Origin of the sequence: Aureibaculum sp. 2308TA14-22, assembly GCF_040538665.1 — a bacterium.
Classification (GTDB): domain Bacteria; phylum Bacteroidota; class Bacteroidia; order Flavobacteriales; family Flavobacteriaceae; genus Aureibaculum.
Map to the genome: position 1 here is coordinate 1200804 of NZ_JBEWXT010000001.1, position 26844 is coordinate 1227647.

Annotated in this window: 12 protein-coding genes; 6 read left to right on the forward strand and 6 right to left on the reverse strand. The window is 34.4% G+C overall.

The window, feature by feature from the left end:
* The first annotated feature begins 3 nt into the window (after positions 1–3).
* From U5A88_RS05290 to U5A88_RS05315, 6 genes are all read left to right on the forward strand, one after another.
* Positions 4–3105, forward strand: a complete 3102-nt coding sequence (locus U5A88_RS05290) for a SusC/RagA family TonB-linked outer membrane protein (RefSeq protein WP_354204418.1) — start codon at positions 4–6, stop codon at positions 3103–3105.
* Positions 3106–3125: 20 nt separating this feature from the next.
* A complete protein-coding gene (locus tag U5A88_RS05295) occupies positions 3126–5039 on the forward strand; it encodes a SusD/RagB family nutrient-binding outer membrane lipoprotein (protein WP_354204420.1) in 1914 nt (637 codons plus the stop codon).
* Between the two features lie 90 nt (positions 5040–5129).
* Positions 5130–8429 carry a VCBS repeat-containing protein gene (locus U5A88_RS05300; RefSeq protein WP_354204422.1) on the forward strand — a complete coding sequence of 1100 codons (3300 nt, stop codon included), beginning with the start codon at positions 5130–5132 and terminating at the stop codon, positions 8427–8429.
* 271 nt (positions 8430–8700) lie between these two features.
* Positions 8701–11715 carry a SusC/RagA family TonB-linked outer membrane protein gene (locus tag U5A88_RS05305; RefSeq protein WP_354204423.1) on the forward strand — a complete coding sequence of 1005 codons (3015 nt, stop codon included), beginning with the start codon at positions 8701–8703 and terminating at the stop codon, positions 11713–11715.
* A 10-nt stretch (positions 11716–11725) separates the two neighbouring features.
* Positions 11726–13306: a SusD/RagB family nutrient-binding outer membrane lipoprotein gene (locus U5A88_RS05310; protein WP_354204425.1), complete on the forward strand. Its 1581-nt coding sequence runs from the start codon at positions 11726–11728 to the stop codon at positions 13304–13306.
* Between the two features lie 102 nt (positions 13307–13408).
* Positions 13409–16789, forward strand: a complete 3381-nt coding sequence (locus U5A88_RS05315; RefSeq protein ID WP_354204427.1) for a VCBS repeat-containing protein — start codon at positions 13409–13411, stop codon at positions 16787–16789.
* 28 nt (positions 16790–16817) lie between these two features.
* Here the strand turns inward: U5A88_RS05315 and U5A88_RS05320 are convergent, their stop codons facing one another.
* The 6 genes from U5A88_RS05320 to U5A88_RS05345 form a co-directional block, all read right to left on the reverse strand.
* Positions 16818–18692: an FAD-dependent oxidoreductase gene (locus U5A88_RS05320; protein WP_354204429.1), complete on the reverse strand. Its 1875-nt coding sequence runs from the start codon at positions 18690–18692 to the stop codon at positions 16818–16820.
* Positions 18693–18704: 12 nt separating this feature from the next.
* Positions 18705–19637 (reverse strand): DUF4434 domain-containing protein, encoded by a 933-nt coding sequence (locus tag U5A88_RS05325; protein ID WP_354204431.1) that lies wholly within the window; start codon positions 19635–19637, stop codon positions 18705–18707.
* Positions 19637–21469 carry a sodium:solute symporter family protein gene (locus U5A88_RS05330; protein WP_354204433.1) on the reverse strand — a complete coding sequence of 611 codons (1833 nt, stop codon included), beginning with the start codon at positions 21467–21469 and terminating at the stop codon, positions 19637–19639. Before U5A88_RS05330 ends, U5A88_RS05325 begins: the two co-directional genes overlap by 1 nt.
* A 322-nt stretch (positions 21470–21791) precedes the next feature.
* Positions 21792–23141: a sulfatase family protein gene (locus U5A88_RS05335; protein WP_354204435.1), complete on the reverse strand. Its 1350-nt coding sequence runs from the start codon at positions 23139–23141 to the stop codon at positions 21792–21794.
* 214 nt (positions 23142–23355) lie between these two features.
* Entirely contained in the window at positions 23356–24924 is a 1569-nt protein-coding gene (locus tag U5A88_RS05340) for a sulfatase family protein (RefSeq protein ID WP_354204437.1), read from the reverse strand.
* A gap of 1 nt (position 24925) precedes the next feature.
* A complete protein-coding gene (locus U5A88_RS05345) occupies positions 24926–26767 on the reverse strand; it encodes a sulfatase-like hydrolase/transferase (RefSeq protein WP_354204439.1) in 1842 nt (613 codons plus the stop codon).
* Positions 26768–26844 lie beyond the last annotated feature (77 nt).

The window sequence follows — 26844 nt, forward strand, 5'->3', positions numbered from 1 at the left end:
GTGATGAAATTGTTACTTGTTGTTTGTCTGTTAGGATTTCAATCCATGTTTGCTCAAACTACAGTAACTGGAACTATTACTGATGCTGCAGACGGGGCTACGCTACCGGGTGTAAACATCATTGAAAAAGGAACTTCTAACGGTGTTACCTCAGACTTTGATGGTAACTATAGCATAGACGTAGCTGAAGGTGCTACATTACAGTTCTCTTTTGTCGGATATGCTGCTCAAGAGATTGCAGTAAATGGCCAGACAACTATTAATGTGGCTCTTGCGGAAAGTACAGAGGCTCTTGACGAAGTAGTTGTTACGGCTCTTGGTATTAAAAGAGAGCGAAAATCCCTAGGTTATTCCGTTCAAGAAATTCAAGGTGCTAACATATCTGAATCTCGTGAACCGAATATGATAAATGCCTTATCTGGTAAAATAACGGGTTTAAACATTATTAAAAGTAGTAATGGTCCAGCTGGTTCTTCTAAAATTGTATTAAGGGGATATAGCTCTTTAACAGGAGACAATCAACCCTTAATTGTGGTTGATGGTACTCCACTAGATAATTTTACTGGTGCATCTAGCGAAGGTTTTTGGAGTCCTTCTGCGGATTTAGGTAATGGTTTAGCAGATATAAATCCAGATGATATTGAATCGTTGTCCGTCTTAAAGGGTGCTTCTGCAGCGGCGTTATATGGTTCGCGTGCTGGTAATGGTGTTATTTTAATTACTACTAAAACGGGTAAATCTAGTAATGGATTAGGTATTGCGTACTCAGCAACCTTTGGTTTTCAAAGTATTTTCATGAAACCAGAATTGCAGAGTAATTTTGGTCAGGGTTCTGTAGGTGCTTATGACGAATATGCTAATAGTAGTTGGGGACCTAAAATTGAAGGGCAAACAGAAACAGGACCTGAGCAAGGGTCAGTTGTTTTTGATAAAGCTTACGACAATATTGGTAATTATTATAATGATGGTTTTAGTCAAAACCATAGTGTTTCATTCCAAAATTCAGGAGAAAACGGTTCTTATTATACCTCTGCTAATTATTTGGAAGATGAGGGTATTTCGCCTTCAGCTACATTAGAACGTTTAAACTTAACCGCAAGGGGTGTGTCTAAATTTGGTAATGAAAAAAAATGGTCAATTGATACAAAAGTGCAGTATAACAAAACAACAGCTAACAATAGACCAAGAACAGGTTTTGGAGCATTAAGCCAATATCAAACCATAATAAATTTTCCACGATCACGTGATATTGAACAATATTCTGAAGGTGTAGATGAATTTGGTAATCAAATATGGTATGATCCCAATTCAAATCAAATTAATCCGTATTGGGCTAATAAAAGACGTTTAAGTTATGATTCTAGAGATAGATTTATAATAAATGCAACTTTAAAACATGAGTTTAATGATTGGCTAAGTGCAGAAGTTAGAGGAGGAGCAGATTTATATACTACAAATACTGAATCAAAAGTGTTTGCTGGAACTTCAAGTAACTCTACCTATGGTTTGGGAAAAAATACTTTTATTGAGCAAAATTACAGTGCTTTAATGGTAGCTGCAAAAGATAATATTTTTGGAAAATTTGGAGGATCAATTACCTTAGGGGGTAACTTAATGGCGACTGAAGAGTCTGGTATAAATAGTAATTCTGGTACCTTGTTGGTTCCTAATTTATTTAGTTTAAACAATGGGGTCAATCCTGCAACTGTTTCACAAAGGTTTAACCAGAAAAAGATAAATTCTGTATATGGTTTGTTTCAATTAAACTATGATGGATACTTATTTGTTGATGTAACGGGTCGTAATGACTGGTCTTCGGCTTTAAGTAAGGAGAACAGATCATTTTTCTATCCATCTGTAAGTACTTCATTGGTTATTTCAGACATGATTACTAAAACTGGTGGAGATTTACCCAATTGGTTTACGTTTGGTAAAATAAGAGGATCTTATGCTGAGGTAGGTAATGATTTACGTGCTTATCAGTTGCAAAATGCATTTTCTATAGGCAATGATCCGTTGGGTAATACTACGGCCTCTACTAATAGCAGATTGCTTAATCCAGATATAAAAAACGAATTGATTAAATCAGTTGAAATTGGTGCGGAAGCTCGTTTATTTAATAACAGAGTAGGACTGGATTTTACTTGGTATAAAACCAATGCAACAAATCAGATAATTCCAATTCCTTTAGATCCTTTTAGTGGGTTTAATGATAAGTTTATAAATGCTGGTGATATTCAAAATACAGGTATTGAACTTACTTTAAAGACGGCAATTTTAGATAAAGAAGATGGATTATCTTGGGATATGGACATCAATTACTCTACAAACCAAAATACTGTAGAAGAATTGGCAGATGATGTTACGTCATTCAACTTAGGTGGGTTTGATAACTTTAATATTAGTGCAAATGTTGGTGAAGATTATGGTGTAATTGTAGGATCAAAATTTCGAAGAGTTGAAGATGAAGCAAGTCCATTTTTTGGAAGAATTTTGGTTGATGGCGATGGTTTACCGTTAGCTTCAACAGAGAAGGAAGTTTTAGGCTCTCAAGTACCTGATGCGTTATTAGGCCTAACCAATATGTTTACTTATAAAGGCTTTTCTTTTAGTTTCTTATTGAGTGCGAGTATTGGAGGAGAAATTTTCTCAGGAACCAATCATGCCTTGCAAAGATCTGGTTTAGCTGCGGTAACTGCAGTAAATGGAGAAAGAGCAGATATTGTATTTGATGGTGTTGTAGATGACGGTGCGGGTAATTTAAGTGAAAATACTGTTGGGGCTACACCACAAAATTACTGGGCAGCTATTACTGGGCGTTCAGGAAACTTAGGTATTAATGAGGCCAACGTATATGATGCATCACATTTTAGGTTAAGAAATATAAATTTAACTTATAACTTTAATAGAGAATGGTTAAAGAAAACTCCATTTACAGGATTATCTGCTGGAGTATCAGCAAACAACGTATGGATGATTTCAAGTAACTTGAATGGCGTAGATCCAGAGTCAGTAAATGCGACGGGATCTAATGCTCAAGGATTTGAAAACTTGGCACCACCAACGACGAGAACAGTGTTTTTAAACATTGCTGCTAAATTTTAATTTATAAACAAAGATTAATTATGAAAAAAGTATTAATTAGAAATCTAGCATTGCTTAGTGTAATGCTGTTAATTTTTTCTTGCGATGATTTCGAAGAAATCAACGAAAATCCTTTAGCTGCAACTGCAGATCAAGTGGAGGTAGAATTTTTTATTAATGGTTCTATGGGAGGAGCACAGCAAAACCCTCATATTGCGGAACGTGTATTTGTGTTGTATTGGAAAGATGCATCTAGAACTTCTAGATTAGGCGTGCTATCTCAAGGACGTTCAAATGACGGATGGACCAATGACTACTTTAATGGATATATATCTAGATGGTTACGAGACATCACTACGGGTATTTCTGTAGCAGAAGAAAAGATAGCTACAGGAAACGTTAAGGAATATACTGCCAATTTATTGCAAATTGCAAGAATTTGGAGAGTTTATATTATGAGTGAAATGACTGATAATTTTGGTCCAATTCCTATAGATGGTTTTAAAGGTGAAAACCCAGAATATAATAGTGTAGAAGATGTTTACAATTTTATGTTAGCAGAATTAAAAGATGCGGTTAGTCAAATTGATGAAACAAATACGTTTAAACCAGATCCAGATTTGGACCAAGCTTATGGATATGATTATGTTCAATGGAAAAAGTATGGAAACTCTTTGAGAATGCGTTTAGCGATGCGTTTATCTGAAGTGGCTCCTGCTGTTGCCAAGCAACATTTTGAAGAAGCGGCCAATAGTGGACAAATCATTGCTACATCAGATGATGATTTTAGAATTACTGAAGCTGATGGATGGAACAATTTTGTTAATGTTCAGTCTAGACAATGGAATGATCATTATGTTACTGCTGCTTATAGAAATATAGTTGTAGGATTAGGTAGTGTAACTTCTGCGGATCAATTACCTGCATCTCAGCATGGAACTATTAAACCTGCTGGTTATATGGGTTTAAAACTTGACGATCACTTTACAATGCTTACCAATGACCCTGCCAAAGGTTTCTGGTTGGATGGTTTGCCAAATACGATAGACCCAAGAGCATATAAAACCTATCCAATTCCTGGAAATCTTGAAGATGAGCAGTATAGCAATTTCCCAACTTGGGGTAATAGCCATACACAAACGGAAAGAGATTTATTAGATGATGATGGAGAGGTTTTAATGACGTTGGATGGAGCCTTTACCTATAATGCATTTGCTGCTGGTGACTGGGGTACTGTTGGGACTAAGAATCAATTACGTAGTAGAGGATCTTACCCTCGTTTAGGCCTTGATTTTAGAGGTTCAGGAAAGTACAAAGAGCGTGTCTTTTTCCCGTCTTGGGAAACACATTTCTTAATAGCAGAAGCTGCTGTAAGAGGTTGGAGTACACCTTTAAGCGGTAAAGATGCTTATGAAGCTGGAATATCAGAAAGTTTTGCTTATTATGGACTTTCGGCACATGTAGCGACATATGTTGCGTCTGAAGATTACAATAATGCTGGTACATCAGTAAGTTGGGATCATATAACAGAACCACCAGCAAGTGTAACTATGACTTATGTTGATGGTTATACAGGTGTTCCTGGAACAATAAATTATACGTATCCAGAAAATACAATTTATGAGGGCGGTGCGGTTAAGAACGACCGTTTAAATAAAATTATTACACAAAAGTTTATTGCAAATCAGGCGTGGTTACCACTTGAAATTTGGAATGATCATAGAAGGTTAGGGTTGCCGTTTTTTGAAAACCCTGCGGTTGAAAACCCACTTCCTGATTTACCACAATTAAATGCTGGAAACGTAATGTCTAATCAAGTAAACTTCTTTGGACAACGTTTAAAATATCCGTCGTCTTTTGTAAATAATATACCAGTTGGTCATGCACAAGCTGTTCAATTATTAGGAGGTGATGACACTGTTCATACACCATTATGGTGGGCAAAGCAAAATTAAAATAATAACAACATAACATTGTTAAATTTCAAGGGAGGTCTATAAAAGACCTCCCTTTTTTTTATATTTACACTATAAAATTAAGTTACCGTGAAAGCAATTACATACTTTTTAATTATTAGTTCATTATTAGTCGGATGTAGTAAAAGCAGACCTTATAAAGTTATTGCTGATAATGTAGTTAAATCTTCCAATGAAACTACACAATTTACTTTAATCCCAGTCGCAGAGTCGTCTGTAAATTTTGAAAATACTGTTAAAGAAACAGAAACACTAAATTTTTTAAACTTTTCTAATATTTATAATGGTGGTGGTGTAGCAACTGCGGATTTTAATAATGACGGTTTAGTTGATATTTATTTTACAGCTAATCAGCAATCTAACAAGTTATACATAAATAAGGGTAATTTTAAGTTTGAAGACATTACCAAAAATGCTGGTGTTGAAGATTTGGGTGGATGGACTACTGGAGTTTCAGTAGTAGATATTAATAATGATGGTTGGTTGGATATCTATGTAAGTAAATCAGGAGTACTGAACGATAAAACACCAAAAGAAAACAAGTTATACATTAACTTAAAGAATAACACATTTAAAGAAAGTGCCAAAGAATGGAAAGTAAATGATGCAGGTTTCAGTACACAATCCTATTTTTTGGATTTTGATAAAGATGGAGATTTAGATATGTATTTGGTAAATCACCGTCCTGATTTTCATAATTCAGGAACATTGAATATGCGTATTGAAAAAGAATATTCAGAATTCAGTTCAGATAAGCTATACAGAAATGATGGTGATTTTTTTACTGAGATTACACACAAGGCAGGATTGGTTAACAAAGCTTGGGGTCTCAGTGCCTCAATTGGTGATTTTAATAATGACAATTGGCCAGATGTTTACGTATGTAATGATTTTTTATCACCAGATATGCTCTACATAAACAATAAGAACGGTACTTTTTCAAATCAGATACTAGACCGAATGAATCATATTTCGTTTAGCAGTATGGGGTCGGATTATGCAGATATTAACAACGATTTACTACCAGATTTATTTGTTCTTGAAATGGCTTCTGAAGACCATATTCGTAGTAAAAAGAATATGGCCACCATGAGTACCAGTAACTTTAACACTTTAGTAGAAAAAAAATACCATCATCAATATATGGTGAATACTTTACAATTGAATAACGGTAATGGTCAGTTTAGTGAGATTGCACAAATAAGTGGTTTAGCCAAAACAGATTGGAGTTGGGCTCCGTTGTTTGCCGACTTCGATAATGACGGATTAAAAGACGTTTTTGTTACAAACGGTATTCTCAAAGACATGGGCAACCAAGATTTTAGAACCGAATTAAATGAAAAATTCGCTCAAGACAATAAACCTAGTTTTAATGATATTACTGCATTAATGCCATCAACAAAAGTACATAACTACAGTTTTAAAAATAAAGGGGATTACAAATTTAATAATGTTTCAGAAGATTGGGGGTTTGATGCTAAAACGCAATCAAATGGAGCAGCCTATGCTGATTTAGATAATGATGGAGATTTAGATTTGGTTATAAACAATATTAATGATATCGCTCAAATTTATAAGAATAATGATGCAAATAATTTTATTCAACTTAGATTAAAGGGCGATTCTAAAAATAAGTTTGCAATCGGAGCCAAAGCTACAATTAGCATTAATGGGAAAAAGCAATATCAAGAACTTTATACCAGTAGAGGTTTTATATCGTCGGTTCAAGACGTTATGCATTTTGGATTGGGTGAAGCCAGTGAGGTTGATAAAATAGTTATAGAATGGCCTGATAATAAAGTTACAACGTTGAATGCTATTGATGCAAATCAGATTATTGTTATTGATAAAAAAACGGCTAAACCACAACAAAATAAAGTTGAAAAGATAGAACCTTTACTAACCCAACCAACTAATAGTGGAATTACATTTAAACATAAAGAAAGCAAATTCAATGATTATGAAAATCAGATTTTGCTACCACATAGTCAATCGCATAACGGACCATTTATCGACAAAGCAGATGTTAATGGGGATGGTCTAGAAGATTTTTTTGTTGGAGGTGCGGCAAATCAAGCAGGAGAACTTTATATCCAAGATAAGAATGGAAATTTTGTCAAAAAAGAATCCAAAACATGGACAGATGATGCTAAACACGAAGATTTGGGAGTACTGTTTTTTGATGCAGATAATGATAAGGATGCAGATTTATATATAGTTAGTGGAAGTAGCGAGTTTAAAGAAGGTAGTGAACTTTTTCAAGATAGATTGTATTTAAATGATGGTGATGGAAATTATACTAAAGTCACGAATGCACTGCCCAATATAAACTCAAGTGGACAATCTGTAGCAGTTTCTGATATTGATAAAGACGGTGACTTAGATTTATTTGTAGGAGGTAGAACTATTCCAGATAAATATCCATTTGCACCAGAATCATATATACTTATAAACGAAAATGGAAGGTTTATTAATAGAACCATTACAATTGCTCCTTTAATTTCTAATATAGGAATGGTTACCGATGCCATCTTTTCCGATTATGATACCGATGGTGATGAAGATTTGATCGTAGTCGGGGAGTGGATGCCTATAACACTATTTGAAAATGTAAACGGAAAGTTGGAGCACAAAGAAAATGAATCATTAAGAAATACCGAGGGGCTATGGTTCAGTATTGCCGGTAACGACATAGATAATGATGGCGATGTTGATTATTTTTTAGGAAATTTAGGCAAGAATACCAAATATAAGGCAAGTACAGAAAAACCTTTTCATGTTTTTTGTGATGATTTTGATAATTCTGGAACTTATGATATTGTATTGACCAGTAACTATAAAGGAACCTTAGTGCCGTCAAGGGGTAGAGAATGCTCTTCACAACAAATGCCTTTTATTAAGGATAAATTTCCAACATTTACTTCGTTTGCCGAAGCAAGCTTAGAAGATATATATGGCGATGATAAGCTTAAAAACGCTCTCCATTATCAAGCAAAAAAATTAGAGAGTGTTTTTCTAGAAAATCTAGGGAATGGCAAGTTTGCAATACACCACCTTCCAAATCAGGTTCAGTTATCTCCAATAATGAGTTTTGAATTTCTTGATATTGATAATGACAATTATAAAGAAATAATTATAGTAGGAAACCACTATAAAACTGAAGCGGAAACTGTACGATATGATGCTTCTTACGGTTCAGTTTTGTCGTATAAAAATGGAAAATTTAGTGTTAGAGATACTAAGAACACAGGATTTTCCAACAAAGGAAATGCAAAAAGTACTATAATAATTGACTCAAAAGATAAGAAGCAATTATTGGTTGCAAATAATAACGAAAGAATTCGAGTGTTTAATATTGATAAAAACTAAGTTTTAGTTTTAGGATCAATGAATTATGATTATAATGATTTTATGATAACTTCAAACAATTTAACAATATACTGGTGATTTTTAAATTAAATAATGATTTTAGCATAAAAATATTGGATTTACCTCATCTTTTTTTAAAAAACCTCAAAACACTTTTGTCTACACAATAATGTCGTTTAAGGAATAATTGTGGTCATTGGTCGAAATTAAATACTAGCGTTAATTCTTTTTTAACTATCTTTAAGTCTTAATAAACTCAAATAATTAAATTATGATTCAAAAATTTAGGTATTTACTAACCTTAGTTGCACTACTTTTTTTACAAGGAGTAATTGCACAAACGGTTACTGGTACGGTATCAGATGAAGCCGGTGCTCCAATTCCAGGAGCAAATGTCATCGAAAAAGGAACTTCTAACGGAACAACTACAGATTTCGATGGAAAGTACAGTATTGATGTCTCTGAAGGGGCAACATTGCAGTTCTCTTTTGTAGGTTATTCCGAAAAAGAAGTTGCAGTTAACGGCCAGACCGTTATTAATGTAACGTTGGCTGAGGGACAACAACTTGATGAAGTTGTAGTTACTGCCTTAGGTATTAAACGTGCAGAGAAAACGTTGACATACTCGCAACAAACAGTAGGAGGAGATGATTTAACAAAATCTAAGGACATTAACTTTGTTAATGCGTTATCTGGAAAAGCTGCTGGTGTTGAAGTAAGACAGAGTAGTTCTGGTCCAGGTGGGTCTACTAAAATTCAAATTAGAGGGCATAAATCTGCAAGTGGAGATAGTTCTCCTTTATTTGTTATTGATGGTGTACCAATGGTAAACAATAGAGGCAGTCAACCTTCTGGTTGGAATGGTGTTGATGGTGGTGATGGCTTATCGGCTTTAAACCCTGATGATATTGAAAGTATGAGTGTACTAAAAGGTGCGAATGCAGCTATCTTATATGGTAGTGAAGGAGCCAATGGAGTTGTAATTATTACTACCAAAAGTGGTAAAGCAGGTGTTACAACTGTAAAAGTTAATTCATCAATGTCTGTAAGAAATATTATCGATTCAGCTGCACCAGATCTTCAATATAGATACGGTTCTGATAATGATTCTAGATATAGTTGGTCTAACACCAAAGGGGATTATGATAGTAATTTTGTTGATGATTGGTTTGAAACAGGTGTTGACTTTATTAATTCTGTTTCTATTAGTGGAGGAAATGAAAAAACACAAGCTTATTTTTCTTATGCTAATACCTCTTCTTCAGGTATTTCTCCAAAGAATAGCTATTTAAAAAACAATTTTGCGTTTAAGGCATCTACTAAATTTTTTAAAGATAAAGTTAAAGTAACCTCAAATGTTATTCTTTCTAATGAGAACACGTCTAACCGTAATCGTGCAGGTTATTATAACAACCCTTTAACTGGGTTATATTGGTTTCCAAGAGAAAGAAACTTTGATGACTTTAAAAATAATTATAGCATGCTGGATGCAGGCAGGCAAGTAGAAGTTATGAATTGGTTTGTTTCAGATCATCACCAATCCAATCCATATTGGTTGTTAAATAAAGAAATTCAAGAAGATAGATTTAAAAGAGCTATTGCTAATTTAACTGCAGAATGGCAAATTACTGATCAATTAACATTTCAAACAAGGTTTAATATAGATTATGCTGATAAACAATATGATGAGCGTCGACAAGCTGGAGGAAATACAACCACAGTAGCTAAAAATGGACGTTGGATTTATTCAGATTATACGGATACAAAGACCTACATGGATGGGATTTTAAGTTATACTAATGACTTTGGAGAGGACTTTAGTGTAAATGCTTTATTAGGTGCTACTTATCAAAAAACAAATTATAGAGATGGTGTGTCAGTTAATTCTGGTATGCAAGATAATGGTTTGTTATATGCTAATGAATTTAATTTTAATAATACAGGCCCAACTGTATTAGTAGCTTCAACTTTAGGAAGTAGAGTTGAGAAAAATTCAGTATTTGGAAATATTGAAATTGGGTATAAGGACATGTTGTTTTTAGATTTTGCTGGTAGAAACGATTGGGCATCAACCCTAGCTTTAACTGGGAATGAATCTTATTTTTATAACTCATTTGGTTTATCAAGTATTTTTAGTGAAATGTTTGAAATGCCTGATTGGATTAGCTTTTTAAAAGCTAGAGTCTCTTTAGCCGAATTAGCGAATGAGGTACCTTATGATATTATAAACCCTGGTAATACTATTATCGGAGGAGGTAGTGTAAGTCCGTATCAAGGAAAGCCGTTTTTTGATGCAAAACCAGAGATTATTAGTACTTGGGAAATTGGTTTAGATTGGAGAATGTTCCAAGGCAGGTTAGGTATAGATTTCACATATTATGATATTACGAGTAAAGATCAATTTCTTAGATTTCCTATAGAATCTGCTCTATATACTTTTGAGTATATTAATGCTGGTGAAATCACTAATAAAGGGGTTGAAATAACTTTGAGTGGTAAACCTATTGCAACTGACGATTTAACTTGGTCAACAGGATTAAATTATACTGCAAATAAGAATAAAATTGTTGAGTTATCACCTAATGCCCTTGGAAGTAGTTTAGGTGGTACTGAAGGATTTGCAGCACCTTTATTAGAAGGTGGTTCTTTTGGTGATCTTTGGGGAAGAGAATTCCTAAGAGATGATCAAGGGCGTATTATGTTAGATCCTACTGATGGGAACCCATTACGAAATGAAGAACAAGTATTATTTGGTAATGCTGAACCAGATTTTGCTTTAGGTTGGAACAATACTGTAAATTATAAATCATGGTCTTTAAATATGCAAATTAACGGTAAGTTTGGCGGTGTGGTAGGAAGTCAATCAGAAGCTATGTTAGATGGTTTTGGTGTGTCTGAAAGATCTGCTGCAGCTAGAGACAGAGGTTTTGAAACTATTAATGCTGTACAAAATGGAACTGCAGTTACTCAAATTGATCCTTCGCTTTATTACCAAGAAGGAAATGGTATTGGAGGAAGAAATGGTATTCAAGAACCATATGTTTACGATAGAACAAGTGTAAGATTAGGTCAGCTGTCATTGTCATATAATTTTAATGTTGATAAGCATGAATGGTTAAAGAATGCTTCGCTATCGTTTATAGGAAACAATTTGTTTTTCTTTTACAAGGACGCACCGTTTGACCCAGAACTTACTAACAGTACAGGTAGAAGTCAACCAGGAATTGAAAACATTAATTTACCAGCTACTAGAACAATGGGTTTAAATTTAAGCTTAACTTTTTAATTTGTTAGATATGAAAAAAATAAAATATATATTAATAACAGCACTACTGTTTAGTATTGGTGCATGTACAGATGGATTTGAGGAAATAAATCAGAATCCGAATCGGATTACAAATGAGTCCCTAAAACAAGATTTTCAAATTGTGGGATCTAAATTTCGTCCTGTAATCAGTAATATTTTTGGTAGTCAAATACACCATAATTTATCGAACGAATCGTGGGCACAACATTTACAACAGCCTACAGTATTTACGGGTAATGTAAATAATACCACATATTTTATTAGATGGAATCCTAATTGGAATAGAACCTATAATAATATCATGTCACCTACAGGACTTATTATTTTACAGGCAGAAGATGCCGATTTACCTCTTTTTGTAGAATGGGCTAAATTATTTAGAGTTATAGGGATATCTAGATTAACTGCATTTCATGGACCTGTAATTTATTCAGATTTTGGTGAGTCGGATGCAAGTTATGATTCTGAACCAGACTTGTATAATGCTTTATTTGCCGATTTAGATGCAATACAGGCTTATTTTAATGCGAATATTGATGCTCCAGATTTAGGAGAATTTGATACTACGTATGGAGGAGACCTATCAAAGTGGGTTAAATTTATAAATAGCTTGCGTTTACGTTTGGCCATGCGAATTTCAAAAGTGGCACCAGCTTTGGCTAAGTCACAAGGTGAAAAAGCATTAAATGATCCAGGAGGTGTAATGGTTACTAATGAAGATAATTTTAATGTGTTTTTATATGGTAATGTTTATCATCCAGTAACCATTAGTTTTGGATGGGATGATACGAGAATGGGTGCTACCATGGAATCTGTATTGGTAGGGTATAAAGATCCTAGAATTGAAAAGTTCTTTGACCCTGTTGAGGATATGTCTTTAGTTCCTGATCACCCAGATTATCCTTATAAAGGAATTAGAAGTGGGGCATCATTAGATGCGAAAGGAGATCATACACCATATTCAAAAATTAGTTCAGATTTTAAAACGGTTATCGATAGACGATTAATGGGAGCTGCTGAAGTAGAGTTTATTAAAGCTGAAGCTGTTTTAAGAGGTTGGTCAAGCCCAGCGTTAACAACAGCACAAGAGCATTATGAAAATGGTGTTAAGAGATCTTTTGAAGAATGGGGTGCCGGTGGAGTTGATGCTTATTTAGATAATAGTACAGATTTACCTATTGATTATGATGATATTGTTTATAACCCAGGTAGTAGAAACGATTTTGTCAATAGAATGGGAGCTACAGTTAAATGGAATGACGCAGATTCTGATGAAATGAAATTAGAAAAAATAATGACTCAAAAATGGATTGCTGCAAGAACCAATACTATGGAAGCATGGGTTGATCATCGTAGAACAGGATATCCAAAACTACCATATATTTATGAAAATAATAGTAGTGCAGAACATGGGATTATTGGACCGAACGAATTCTTAAGAAGAGTTGTATTTACAGATGGACAGAAAGCTAATAATGCGGCTGCAGTTGCAGCAGCTACTGCAACTATGTCAGGTCCAGATGAAATCGGCACCAGACTTTGGTGGGATACCGGAGGACCGAACTTTTAATTGAATAATTAAATTAACATAAAAAGAGTTGTTTTTAATCAAAAAACAACTCTTTTTTTTTTATTTTGCATAAGAATCAGATTAAATCTTAAAAAGAGTAAAATGACTAATACATATAAAACTATTATCTCTAGCCTTTTAATAGCTATGTTAGTTGGTTGTAAAGAGAACCATGATAATAATACTATTTCTGAATCTAAAAGTGAAAACAAAAACACATTATTTTCTTCAGTATCTTCTGATGATTCTAATTTAACTTTTGAAAATACCCTAAAGCAAACCCGAGAAAACAATCACATGATTAATTCTCAATTTATTTCTGGAGGTGGAGTAGCCGTTGGTGATGTGAATAATGATGGATTGGACGATATTTATTTCACAGGCAATCAAGTCAGGGACAAACTATTTTTAAATAAAGGAAATTTAAAATTTGAAGATATTTCTAATAAAGCAGGCATTACAAAAGATAATAATTGGTCAACTGGTGTTACTTTTGTAGATATTGACAACGATGGCGACCAAGATATTTATGTTTGTAGGTTTACCTATTTGGAAAATGAAAAAAGCCCAAATCAGTTATATATAAATAATGGAGACCTAACATTTACCGAAAAAGCAGCACCTTTCGGTTTAGACGATAAAGGCTTTTCTATCCAAGCCACTTTTTTTGATTTTGATAACGATGGACTTTTAGATGTTTACATTGTAAATCAACCCCCAAGTATTCCTAATATTGGAAACAAATTAAATCTCACCCAATTTTCAGATATTGTTTTTAGCGATAGATTATATAAAAACCTTGGCAATGGAACGTTTGCCGATTATACTGAAAAAACAAATCTTAGAAATTTTGGATTTGGTTTGTCGGCAACAACTGGAGATTTTAATAATGATGGTTGGCAAGATATTTACGTTTCTAATGATTTTGATGTTGCTGATCACGTTTATATAAATCAGAAAGACGGAACTTTTAAAGACGAAGTTTTAAAAGCAACAAAGCATATTTCAAATTTTAGTATGGGTAACGATGTTGCCGATTATGACAATGATGGCAATTTAGATATTATGGTTGTTGATATGGTTGCTGAAGACCATAAGCGTATTAAAACGAACATGAGCGGCATGGCACCAGAAGAATTTTGGTCAATTGTTAATAAAGGTGGTCATTATCAATACATGTTCAATACGTTGCAAAGAAATAACGGTAATGGTACATTTAGCGAGTTAGGTCAATTAGCTGGTGTTACAAGTACAGATTGGAGTTGGGCACCTTTATTGGCTGATTTTGACAATGACGGTTATAAAGACCTTTTTGTTACCAACGGTGTTGTAAGTAATAATCGCTATAGCGATTTGACCACAAAATATGATAAAAAAGTCGATAGTTTAAACAAAGTAGCCCAACAAAGAGGATTAAACCCGAATACCATTATAGATGTAATGGATTTTGTGCATATGGCTCCCACAGACAAATTGCCCAATTATATCTTTAAAAATAATGGTGATTTAACATTTGACAGCAAAGTTACGGATTGGGGCATGGAAGCACCAACGCTTTCAAACGGGGCAGCCTACGCCGATTTTGACTTAGATGGCGATTTGGATTTGGTTATAAATAATATCAACCAGACGGCATCTTTGTATAAAAATACGACTACCGAAAAAAAACTGGGAAATTATATCCGATTTAAATTAAATGCAAATAAAGAACAATCCATTTACGGAACTACAATAACATTGTTCAATAATGATTCTTTGTTACAAGTTGTCCAGCTTACAAATTCAAGGGGATTTATGTCAAAAAGTGAAGATGTTGTTCATTTTGGTCTGGGTAAAAATAAAAATATAGATAAAGCTACAATTAAGTGGAATGGTGGAACGATTTCTACACTTACCAATTTAGCCATTAACAGGGTTCACGAAATAAAAATTAATGATTTAACTAAAGAGACTATAAATAAGCCTAAAGAAGCTGTTCAATTTAGTGATGTTGCTCAATCTTTAAATTTAGGACAAGCTGTTCATAAAGAAAATAAATTTGATGATTATGCCCATGAAGTATTGCTCCCACATAAAATGTCGCAATTTGGACCCTCTTTGGCTGTTGGCGATGTTAATGGCGACAACAAGGAGGATTTCTTTTTAGGAGGTGCGGCCGGATATCCGGCCAAATTGTACCTACAAAACAATAAAGGTGCTTTTGATGAAGTGGTCAAAGGTGCATGGGTGCAAGACAAGCAAAGCGAAGATATGGGCATGGCTTTAATTGATGTTGATAATGATAACGATTTAGACCTATTTGTTGTGAGTGGGGGTAATGAATTTAAGGAAGGGAATGCCGCTTTACAGGACAGATTATACATCAATAACGGCAATGGAAAATTTACAAAAAGCAACGGACTTCCAAAATATTTGGCTAGCGGCTCATGTGTTATGCCGTTTGATTTTGACAAAGACGGCGATTTGGACCTTTTTATCGGTGGGCGGTTGACCCCGCAAAAATATCCGCACCCAACGGACAGTTATTTGTTGGAAAATGTTGGGGGCAAATTTATAGACGCAACGGCTAAAAGAGCTTCCGGCCTGCAAGAATTGGGTATGGTAACCGCGGCAAGTTGGACAGATTATAACAACGATGGTTTAGAAGATTTAGTCATAGTGGGAGAGTGGATGCCCGTTACACTATTTTTACAATCCGATAAAGGTACGTTCAAGAAAGAAACCATTCCGAACACAGAAGGATGGTACTACTCCGTAAACACCGCTGATATGGATAATGATGGCGATTCGGACATTATCGTTGGTAATCTCGGATTGAATTATAAATACAAAGCCTCAGAAAAAGAACCTTTTGAGGTTTATAGTTACGATTTTGATAGTAACGGAAGTTTGGATATTGTGCTAAGTTATTACGAACATGGAGTTGCCGTTCCTTTAAGGGGAAAAAGTTGTTCTACACAACAAATACCATCTTTAAAGGAAAAATTCCCCACGTATGAAGAATTCGGAAGTTCTAATTTGGAAAATATTTATGGTAATTCGTTGGCCGATGCATTAAATTTAAAAGCAAAAACTTTTGCCTCGTCTTATATTGAAAATAAAGGGAATGGGAATTATGATGTAAAGCCATTGCCATCTTTGGCACAAGTTTCTTCTGTAAATAGTATTTTAATAGATGATTACAATGCTGATGGACATAAAGATTTGCTTATTTCCGGTAATTTATATGTTTCAGAAATAGAAACACCAAGAAATGATGCTGGTACAGGATTGCTTTTACATGGAGATAGTAAAGGAAATTTTTATCCTATACCTACTAATAAAAGTGGCTTTTTTGCACCAAGGGATGCTAAAGATATGAAAACAATTAGAGTTGGTGATAAAAACATCATCTTGGTGGCCAATAACAATGATTATCTTCAGGCAATAGCGTTTACTAAACTAAACCCAAAAAAATCAAAGGAAATAGCGTCGTTAAAATAGTACGGTTTCGGTTAAAAAAGGGCTAAGATTATTTTTTAAGCTCTCCATTTAAATTAATTTCAACAGCAAAAGGATTTAGAATTTTGTCAGTTAAAATACTTACAGTTCTACGATTTAAAGCTTTGTTTTTATCAAATCCTTGTTTGATGTGCCAATTTTTCCAATTGTTTTTTACGGTTTCGATATTATATTCTGGTTTTATTTTTACAATTACATCTTGTATAAATCCCAAGGTAACCCCATCACCTGAAGCTGGAATTTTTTCTACTTCATAATAAGATTTAAGCCCGTTAATCCATTCGTGTTCAGAAACAATTTGTTCAGGATAAAACCAAGTTTGATTCGCCCATAAATAAGGAATACCTACACCTTTTAAAATTCCTGTAGCTCCAATGCGTTGTATAGAGGCAAAAGCTTTATCCTCAGGTTTGGTATCAATAAAGGGCATTATATACGCATCACTTTTCAATAAGGCATTTTGAACTTGTCGAATAGAAATATCTTTTGGGTTTTTGTTTTCTTTAATTGCAAGTGCCGCTAAAGCTCCCGTAGCTTGTCCTATGCCTATTACTACAGGTTGCAGTCGTGTAGTACCGTTTGCAATATTAGAAACACTTATGTTTTTTTCCGCAACTAGAAAATTGTCTATGCTCTTGGGAATTAAACTTCCTAAGGGGATGTTATAACTCGGAACTTTAATATTTATAAAATCAATTTCTGGAGCATTAGCGTTTTTTTTGTGATGATGGTCAATAGGGTAATCACCAACTACAACACCGGTTTTGAATAAATTATAGTCATAAGGATTTTCTAAATGATTTACAGTTAAAAACACTTCGCCTTTTACACGTCTCGCTTCTCTATCATAAGGAATAAAAGGAAGCCTGTCTTTTGTACCAAACTCATCAGATAATCTTAAATTTTTAAATTCAAGTTCATTCTGGATATAATACACAAAGCTTAATGTGAAATTTTTAGCGTCCTGTAGCCGTTGCAACCGTTCCCCATGTGTTAATTCAGGCCAGTTTAAGTAAAAATCATTACCGCAATTAGGCCAGTTAATCATGTATTTGTCACCAATTTTACCTTCATTCTTTTGAGAAAGTAATGTTGGTAACTTTGCGTAGTTCAACATTTGTTGGCAGTCAGAAACTGCCCCAAACATCTCGTCTTCTTCTCTTTTACAACAGCATTCAAAATCTTTTGGGTTGTATTTTTTCGGTTTTTTTACCAATCCTTTTTTGCTTCTAATAGTACCTACATCTTGCAATATGGCAACATAAGTAAGGTCTTGAACTATGGTATTGGCTGTTTCAGGAGCGTAATTTTCATTGGTATCTTTCTTAGCATCCATTCCCAATCTAAAATCAACATCTAATATGGGTAGTAACTCTCCAATTTCCGTAGCATCAATTAGTATTTTGGCTTTTATTGTTTTTAGTTTTCTTTTCTGCTTATAGGTAACTTTCCATAAATCCTTTTCTTTGGTTATAGTTTTATATTTAGCATTATAAACAACATTTAAATTTTCAATTTGAGCCATGTCTTTTAATATTTTGTTGCCCACGGACGGTTCAAATAGCGTATGGCTTACCCATCCCGTGGCTACCTTGTCGACTCCACCGTAATAATCATATAATTTTTGTCTAAACTCTCCCCAAATACCTGAAGGCATATTATGATTGCCATCAATAGCCGAAACACCTGCCGACGTAAGCATACCACCTAACCAAGATGTTGATTCAATAATTTTAACTTTTACACCCATCCTAGCTACTTGGATAGCAGCTGAAGTACCACCAGCACCTCCTCCTATAATTAAGACATCAACTTTCTCTTGAGCAAAAGTTATATTGAAACTAAAGTAAAATAGAGCCAATAAAATTAATTTTTTATGAAACATTACCTATGTGTTTTATTTGATTCCAAAATATTCCAGATATCGATTATATAAATGATGTGCTTGTATATAAGCCGATTGAGGACTCATAAAATGTGAGAACTCAAAGGTAATGGCTTTTTTACAACCTGCTTTTTTAGCAGCTTCTAGTTTCAAAAGGATTTTTTCAAATTTAATGGGCATGAATTTAATGGGCATATCCCTATCAAAAGATTCGGTATTTGTCCATGATTGCAAACCGTATTTATCTGCCAATCCTTTATTTACGATTAAGTAGTTTTCCAATTCATAATAATCCACATGGCCGTCTTGAAAAGCTACAATGTCAACAGCTTCTTTTATACCATCAAATATTTCGTTCCATTCTTTTTCGTGCTGATGGATTGAAACGGTTTTTTCTTTTATCAAAGTATTTGATGTAGCTGACACCGCTTTTTCTCCATCAATCCATGGAGAAATAAGTACTGGTAATCCATTACTAATAGCTTTACACTGTTTGCCCAGTTTTGAAATTGAATCAATAGCTCCTTTTGTTTTTCTGCTGAGTTCTAGGCTTAAGTACCATCCTCCAAAACTTTTGTAATGGCCATAAGCTTTATAAACCTCTTCAATTACGTGTAAATTAATATCAATTTCATGACGCATATCTCCAGTATCCCAATATTTTCCACTATCATAAATGCCAAGGTAAAAAACCATTCCATACTTTTCTGACAACTCTAAAAACAATTTGACCAAATCTTTTGATGGTTTAAAACAATCATGTTGATTTATTAGATATTGCGATGGATAGGTTAAAAAACGTTTGTAACCAGAACGAATAAGTATAACTGTATTTATACCTATTTTTTTCATGTGGGCAAAGTCGGCATCCCATTCCTTATCGCCCCAATTTTGATGAGGAATGTCGTGACTTATTTCATCTATAAAAGTGCCTGTAATTTGCATTAGTCATCTAAATTTTTAAGATTATTCCACCAGTATTTTTTCAAAAGATAGCTTGTCAATATCAGTATGGCACACCAAATAAGCATTTCGGTATTTTCTCTTAACATAAAGTATATCGGTATTACCACTTGTGCCATTTGCCAAACTATACCGACTACAACATTAAACGAATCTCTTTTAAAATCTAAGTTGGGTACAAAACTGGGGTCTTCTTGCATCACCTCTTTTTTTATGGACCCCCAAAATCCCCAAGGCTTAGTTTGTTTATAAAATGTTTTTACTTGCTCTCTATTCGGCAATGGCTGCATGTACGTACCAATGATACAGCCCAACATTGAGAACGCAAAAATTATCGGAAAAACAAAAATATCAACATAATCGGTAAAAAAGAAAAGTTTTACTGTAGATGCTATCAGCCCGAAAAGCATTCCCCAAAAATAGCCATTCCCAGTAAATCTCCACCAAATCCATTTTAGTACATTAGCTGCCACATAGCCGCCATATAATGCAGAGCTTAACCATAGAATCAGTGTGTTTAAAGAGCCAGCGTTAAAGCCAAAAATAATACCTACCATAACTAAGCCCAAAGAAGATAAGATGCTTAACCTCACTAATCTCTTATCCGAAGCACCAGGATTTATATATTTTTTATAAATATCATTTACAATATAAGCAGGGGCAGAGTTTACAAAAGCGGCAAAAGTTCCCATAAATGCTGCTAGAAAACCTGCCAACATCAATCCTTTCAGCCCAACTGGTAAAAACTTATTTATAGCCATAGGCAAAACCTGTTCAAAATCAAGATTATCACCCATAGCTGATAGCTCTGGCCCTAAATATACTAATGCTAGTACTGCAAAACCAATAATCATAAAATAACGTGGGAGGTACAACACGCAAATGGTTAAAAAACTCATTTTGGCTGCTTCTGATGGTGTTCTTGTTGCCAATATTCGTTGCATATCATAACTAGGTACTGGCCCTGCAATAGATGCAAAAATGCCTTTAAGTACCATCAGGATAAATAAAGCCCCAAAAAGCGTAAACCCATCGCTCTCAATTTTATTGTTGACTTGCGGAAAAGGTGTTCCGTTCCAGTTGAGGTCTAATTGCCAACCAAAGAACAACTCTTTCCAGTTTTCTGGCACAATATTATTTATTTGCCCAGCATCCACCGTATTATATGCTACAATACCTACACCAATGCAAGCAATTGTCATAATTATAAATTGCATTACTTCGGTTGCAACCACACTATGCATCCCACCTTTTACGGTATAGAGTGAAGTGAGACCACAAATAATTAGTGCATAACTTCTAGCCGAACTCACATTATATCCAAATAAACTAAAAGACATATCCCAAGGTAGTATTGATGTTGAATATTTACCGATGCCTTCAAAGAAGTAAGCAATAAAACCTAATACACTAATTACCGCAAATATTACAATTATTATATGCGAGAGTTTTGCTCCTTTACCATCTCCAAAACGGAAGGTAATCCATTCTGCACCTGTCATTACATTAGACCTACGCATCCAAACAGCTAGATAGACAAATACAAAAACTTGATTCCATACCGGCCATAACCAAGGCAACCAAGCACTTTTTAAGCCGTAAACAAATAATATTCCTACCGACCACATAGTGCCAGAAATATCAAACATTCCAGAAGCATTGCTCAAGCCTAAGTAGTACCATTTTAATTTGTTGCCACCTAAAAAGTAGGATTCTAAATTTTTTGAAGATTTTCTGGCAAGATAAAAACCTAACGCTAATACCCCTACAACATAAAAAAGTACAATGGCAATGTCATATGGTGATAAACTCATAAAAGGACTGATAATTTAAAAATCAACTTTTTATTTTGCATTAAAGTGTCAGATTTTTTACTAACAACATTAAAAATTAAGTTGAAATTTAAGAATATTTAAGTGTTTTTCTAAAAAAACATACTATATATTTATTAAATGTCTTAAAAAACGATGTTTATTGCTTCAAAATTGTCATTGGTCGAAATCTTTATTAAAAAGATTTTAAGTTGTCTACTTTTATGAAATCAACTAAGTATTATATTTTATAGGGAAATAGCAAAAATCATAAGTTGAGTAATTTGAATTAGTATTAAAGAGTTGGAGAAGTCCAACTCTTTTTTTATTCCCCATCAAAATAATTTGATTTTTTCGTAACGGTTTCTTTTTGCTTACTAATACTATTTTGCAATTCTTTTACAATTTCAGGGTATTTATCGGAAATATCATGATTTTCTGAAGGGTCAATATTAACGTTGAACAAAAGAGGTAGCTTTCCTTCAAAATAATCTTTACCCGTTTGGCTATGTGTTTTTACATGTAACTTCCATGCTCCTTTGCGAACTGCAAAAATCTCATTTTTCAATCCATAGAAAAAGAAAGGTTTATCATCATTTAACTTGGTATTGGAATTATTGAGTAGTTGTGAAAGATCATTTCCATCATTATTACTATTGGGAGGCATAGTAACCCCAGCAAGACTTAGTGTGGTAGCATAAATATCCCTAACAGTACTTGTTGTCGAGTTTAAAGCGGGTTTAGCTTTACTTGGCCAATAGATTATTCCTGGAACACGCATGCCGCCTTCCCAAGTGCTTCCCTTACCATCTCGAAACAGTCCTGATGATCCACCTTTTAGCCCTTTAATAATCCATGGACCATTGTCACTTGCAAAAAAGACAACCGTGTTTTTGTCAATTTTTAATTTTTCCAAGGTCTGGATAATTTTACCAACGCTCCAATCTATTTCTTCAATTACATCACCATATTCACCACGCTCGGATTTGTTTTGAAAATCCTTGCCAGGATATAATGGTACATGAGGCATTGCATAAGGCAGATAGACAAAGAACTTATTTTCTTTATTTTTTTCTATAAAATCAATAGCTTTATTGGTGTACAATTTTGTGAGTTTGGTTTGGTCTGGGTTCAGTTCTAAAGTATCGTTATTATGAAATAGGGGAATGGCCGGCCATTTTGGTGGAATCATATCATTACTGTAAGGCAACCCGATATACTCGTCAAATCCATTTTGTAATGGTAAATATTCCAATTTAGTAGAGCCCAAATGCCACTTGCCGAACATTGCCGTTTTATAGCCAACTGATTTAAGACCTTCTGCCAACGTAAATTCTTTTGGGTGAATTCCACGTTTAGACTTTGGATAAAGTACCCAATCGAATCCTGATTTTATAGGATACTTTCCTGTTAGCAGCGAATAACGACTTGCTGTACAAGCTGGTGATCCTGAATAAAAATTGGTAAGTTTTATACCATTATTGGCTATCCTATCAATATTTGGCGTTTTTATGGTAGGATGACCGTTCCCGCTCACATCTCCATACCCCATGTCATCTGGGAATAAAACAATAATATTTGGAGGTTGAGTTTCTTTAGTTTTAGGTTTTTTATTATAGGCGTAAATTAAAGCCAATATGCAAATGGGTAAAACTATTTTTTTAATATAGGGCATAAGTTATTATTTTTGAGTGTTGGTTGTTTGTAATAAAAACGTCATGCTGAACTCGTTTCAGCATCTTATTATTCTTTGGAATACAGTAATTTAAGAATGAGACCTTGAAATCGAAGATTCATGAATTACATTTATAAAATAATAGAAAAACATGAGTAAACGAGTTCAGGGTGACGAATCTATTATGCCACATGCCAGACCAACCATTAATTATTTAATTTAAACTTAATAAATTTTGTATTTCCGGATACTTTTCATCCGTATCTCCGAATAATTTTCGCTGTCTCTGCAATTCAATCTTCATTTCTGAGATAATGTCGGCATATTCGGGATTATCGTATGCATTGTTGTTTTCTTTGGGATCTTTTTCCAAATCATAAAATTCCCAAGCAGGTTCGGTAGTTTTTTTTGAAACCCCAGTCATATCAAGCGGTTGACCATAAAAAAGAGCCAGTTTGTAGCGATCGTTTCTAATCCCAAAATGGCTTGGTCGTACAGGGAAATGCTGCCAGTATCTGTAATAAGCTGTTTTTCTCCAGTCTTTTGGGCTATTTCCTTTTAGATTTTCCCTAAAACTTTTTCCTTGAAAAGAGGAGGGCAGCTCTACATTTGCATAATCCGCAAACAGTGAGGCAAAATCGATATTCAAAATAATATCGTCAATGCGTTTTCCGGCGGGAATTTCCTTAGGATAACGTATCACAAATGGCATTCGTAAGGATTCTTCATAGATCAGCCGCTTATCAAAAAAGCCATGCTCTCCTAAAAAGTAACCTTGATCAGCAGTATAAATGACAATGGTGTTTTCTGCCAAACCAGATTTTTCCAGATAGTCTAATAATCTTCCAATATTATCATCAATAGCAGCACCGGAACGCATGAAGTCTTTTACCAATTTTTGATACGTGTGTTTTCTAGCCGCTATACTGTCCATTTCCGCTGTGCTGAACGGTAATCCAGGATATTGACACCACCATGAATCAGGATCTTTGGTTGCCTGTTTCCAACGATAGGCTAGATTGTCTAAACTCTGACCTGTAAAACTTCTTCCGGTGGTCGCCGCACCAAAATCCAATAGCGATTCTGGCTCGGGAATGGTTTCTCCCTCATACAATTTTGCATGTCTTTCAGGAAAATCAAAAGGCTCGTGCGTCGCTTTAAAATGAGTCATTAACATAAAAGGTTTACTTTTATCTATAGTATCTAACCATTTCATTGACAAATCAGTAACTACATCAGTAGAAAATCCTTTGTGTACATCCCACTCCTCGGATTTCTTATGGAAATTTTCTTTGGTTCTTAAAATGGGATCCCAATAACGACCCTGATCGTGTAGCACATTATAGTAATCAAATCCTGTAGGTTCTTTCTTTAAGTGCCATTTGCCAATAACCGCGGTTTGATACCCGCTACGTTTTAATATTTTAGCAATATTCACGCTATCGGGTTCTAAAGCATCACTCAAAGTGTAAACTCCGTTTTTATTACTATAGCTGCCTGTTAAAATTGATGCTCTACTGGGCACACAAATAGAATTTGTACAAAAACTATTATTCAGTACTGTACCTTCATCCGCCAAGCGAGAAATATTTGGAGTTTGAACATAATCTTTTAATACACCCCCATAAATACCCCAAGATTGTGAAGTATGGTCATCTGACATTATAAATAATATGTTAGGTCTTTCGTTTTCACCCAAAGTTTCGGGATTTGATTGTTTTTTATTACAAGAAAGTAATATTACCACTATTAAAAGTGATGTAATTGTTTTTAAATATTTCATCTTAATCAATTATTATTTCATCTATAAACACCCAAGCACTACTGCCTGCACCTTCATGGTTTGGCGGACATTTGCCTATGTTTTTTATACTGACTTTTAAATATCTAGTTTTTAACGGTTTCTCTAAGCTAAATTTTCCTTTAAACGTATTTTTGTTGCTTGTTTTATTTTCGTCTTTCAAGTTATTTTGTTTTCCAAAATCTTTTCCATTTGATGAAGAGCTGACCGTAACTTGTTCGGGTTTAAAAATCCAATTGCCCATATTCTGTAAATAGCCACATGAAATTTTTTTAATTTTTTGAACTTTCTTTAGGTCGATAATAAATTCGAGATCTTTACCTTCTTGACCAATCCATTGTCCCGAGCTAAAATCGAGATAGCCTCTTTTTCCATCAGTTAATACTTCTATATTTTTATAGTTGGAATGTAAAGGAAGTAAATTTTCAATTTTTGAATTTACTGCCAGATGATTTAATTTTTTCATTTTTTTTGGAACATCCTCAGTCGATCCATATTCCCATTCAACATATTTTTTAATTAATTTATCTACAATTTCAGGATATTTTGATGCCAAATTGGTCATTTCCGATACATCCTCATCTAAATTAGATAAAAACAAAGCATCTTGTTCTAAATCTAATTCCCCCTTATGTGAGGTGTCTTTGGGATAAGCGATCAATTTCCATTTTCCATCTCGTACCACCCATTGGTTGCCGTATTTCCAAAATGCGGAGGTTCGTGGTGATTTTTGTTGTGTATCCAATAACATAGAAGATAAATCAATACCATCTGTAGGTGGTTTTTTGTTTTCCAATCCACATAGATTAGTCAATGTTGGCATCCAATCCGTATTTAATAAAAATTCATTATTGACTTTATTTTCAGGAAGGTTTCCTTTCCAGCTGATGATTGTAGGTAATCTGATTCCGCCTTCAAATAAACTGCTTTTTGCCCCGCGATACGGTCCAGAACTTCCGCCACCGTTAAAAGCACGTACCTCAGTAGAATAACCATTATCGGACTGATAAACGATAATTGTATCGTCTCGTAAACCTAATTTCTCAAGTTGGTCAATAAGCATTCCTATACGTTCATCAATGGTAGAAATAAATGCACCATAGTCCGATCTTGGAAATGGAACGCCTTTATCTGCATAAAATCTTTGCCATTTTTCAGTCGGTTGATATGGATAGTGCGGCATATTGATGGCATAGTATAAAAAGAATGGGTCTTTTTGGTTTTTATCGACAAATGCATTCACTTTTTCTGCCATCAGATCAGGAAAGTACTTTCCGTTATGATAGACTTCCTCACCGTTTTCATGCAAATCGTGAATATTAGGCCCTTCCCAAAAGAAAAAGTGGGAATAATTGTCTATGCAACCACGTAAATGTCCAAAGGAATACTCAAACCCCTGATTATTGGGGCTACTTTCTGTACTCATGCCCAAATGCCATTTACCAACATGACCTGTTTTATAACCATCGTCTTTAAAAAGTTCTGCCATGGTGTATTGAGCATCGGGTAGACCGTCTTTTGCTTGAATATTTGCCGAGGTATTACCAGGAACACCCGCTCTTTCCGGATAATTCCCGGTCAATAAAGATGCCCGGGAAGGAGCACAAACGGGAGCCGCTACATAGGCTTGGGTAAATCGGATGCCATCCGAAGCAAGCTTGTCAATGTTTGGCGTAAAAATGTCATCAGCTCCATAACAACCTAAATCGCCAGCTCCTTGATCATCGGTATAGATTACGATTACATTAGGTTTTTTAGCATTTTGTGCAGTTAATAAGTTGAATCCTAGAAAAATGAGTATAAAATGGAAAATTGTTTTGTTCATGTTATTGTAATGACCTCTAAAATAACTATAAATTTTAAAAACGATGTGTTTTTTTAGCCAATAGCTTATTAAAACTA

What these genes read in the sequence shown, in the direction of transcription:
- U5A88_RS05290 (WP_354204418.1), top strand. Translation starts at nt 4, where the DNA reads ATGAAATTGTTACTTGTTGTTTGTCTGTTAGGATTTCAATCCATGTTT.
- U5A88_RS05295 (WP_354204420.1), top strand. Translation starts at nt 3,126, where the DNA reads ATGAAAAAAGTATTAATTAGAAATCTAGCATTGCTTAGTGTAATGCTG.
- U5A88_RS05305 (WP_354204423.1), top strand. Translation starts at nt 8,701, where the DNA reads ATGATTCAAAAATTTAGGTATTTACTAACCTTAGTTGCACTACTTTTT.
- U5A88_RS05310 (WP_354204425.1), top strand. Translation starts at nt 11,726, where the DNA reads ATGAAAAAAATAAAATATATATTAATAACAGCACTACTGTTTAGTATT.
- U5A88_RS05315 (WP_354204427.1), top strand. Translation starts at nt 13,409, where the DNA reads ATGACTAATACATATAAAACTATTATCTCTAGCCTTTTAATAGCTATG.
- U5A88_RS05320 (WP_354204429.1), bottom strand. Translation starts at nt 18,692, where the DNA reads ATGTTTCATAAAAAATTAATTTTATTGGCTCTATTTTACTTTAGTTTC.
- U5A88_RS05325 (WP_354204431.1), bottom strand. Translation starts at nt 19,637, where the DNA reads ATGCAAATTACAGGCACTTTTATAGATGAAATAAGTCACGACATTCCT.
- U5A88_RS05330 (WP_354204433.1), bottom strand. Translation starts at nt 21,469, where the DNA reads ATGAGTTTATCACCATATGACATTGCCATTGTACTTTTTTATGTTGTA.
- U5A88_RS05335 (WP_354204435.1), bottom strand. Translation starts at nt 23,141, where the DNA reads ATGCCCTATATTAAAAAAATAGTTTTACCCATTTGCATATTGGCTTTA.
- U5A88_RS05340 (WP_354204437.1), bottom strand. Translation starts at nt 24,924, where the DNA reads ATGAAATATTTAAAAACAATTACATCACTTTTAATAGTGGTAATATTA.
- U5A88_RS05345 (WP_354204439.1), bottom strand. Translation starts at nt 26,767, where the DNA reads ATGAACAAAACAATTTTCCATTTTATACTCATTTTTCTAGGATTCAAC.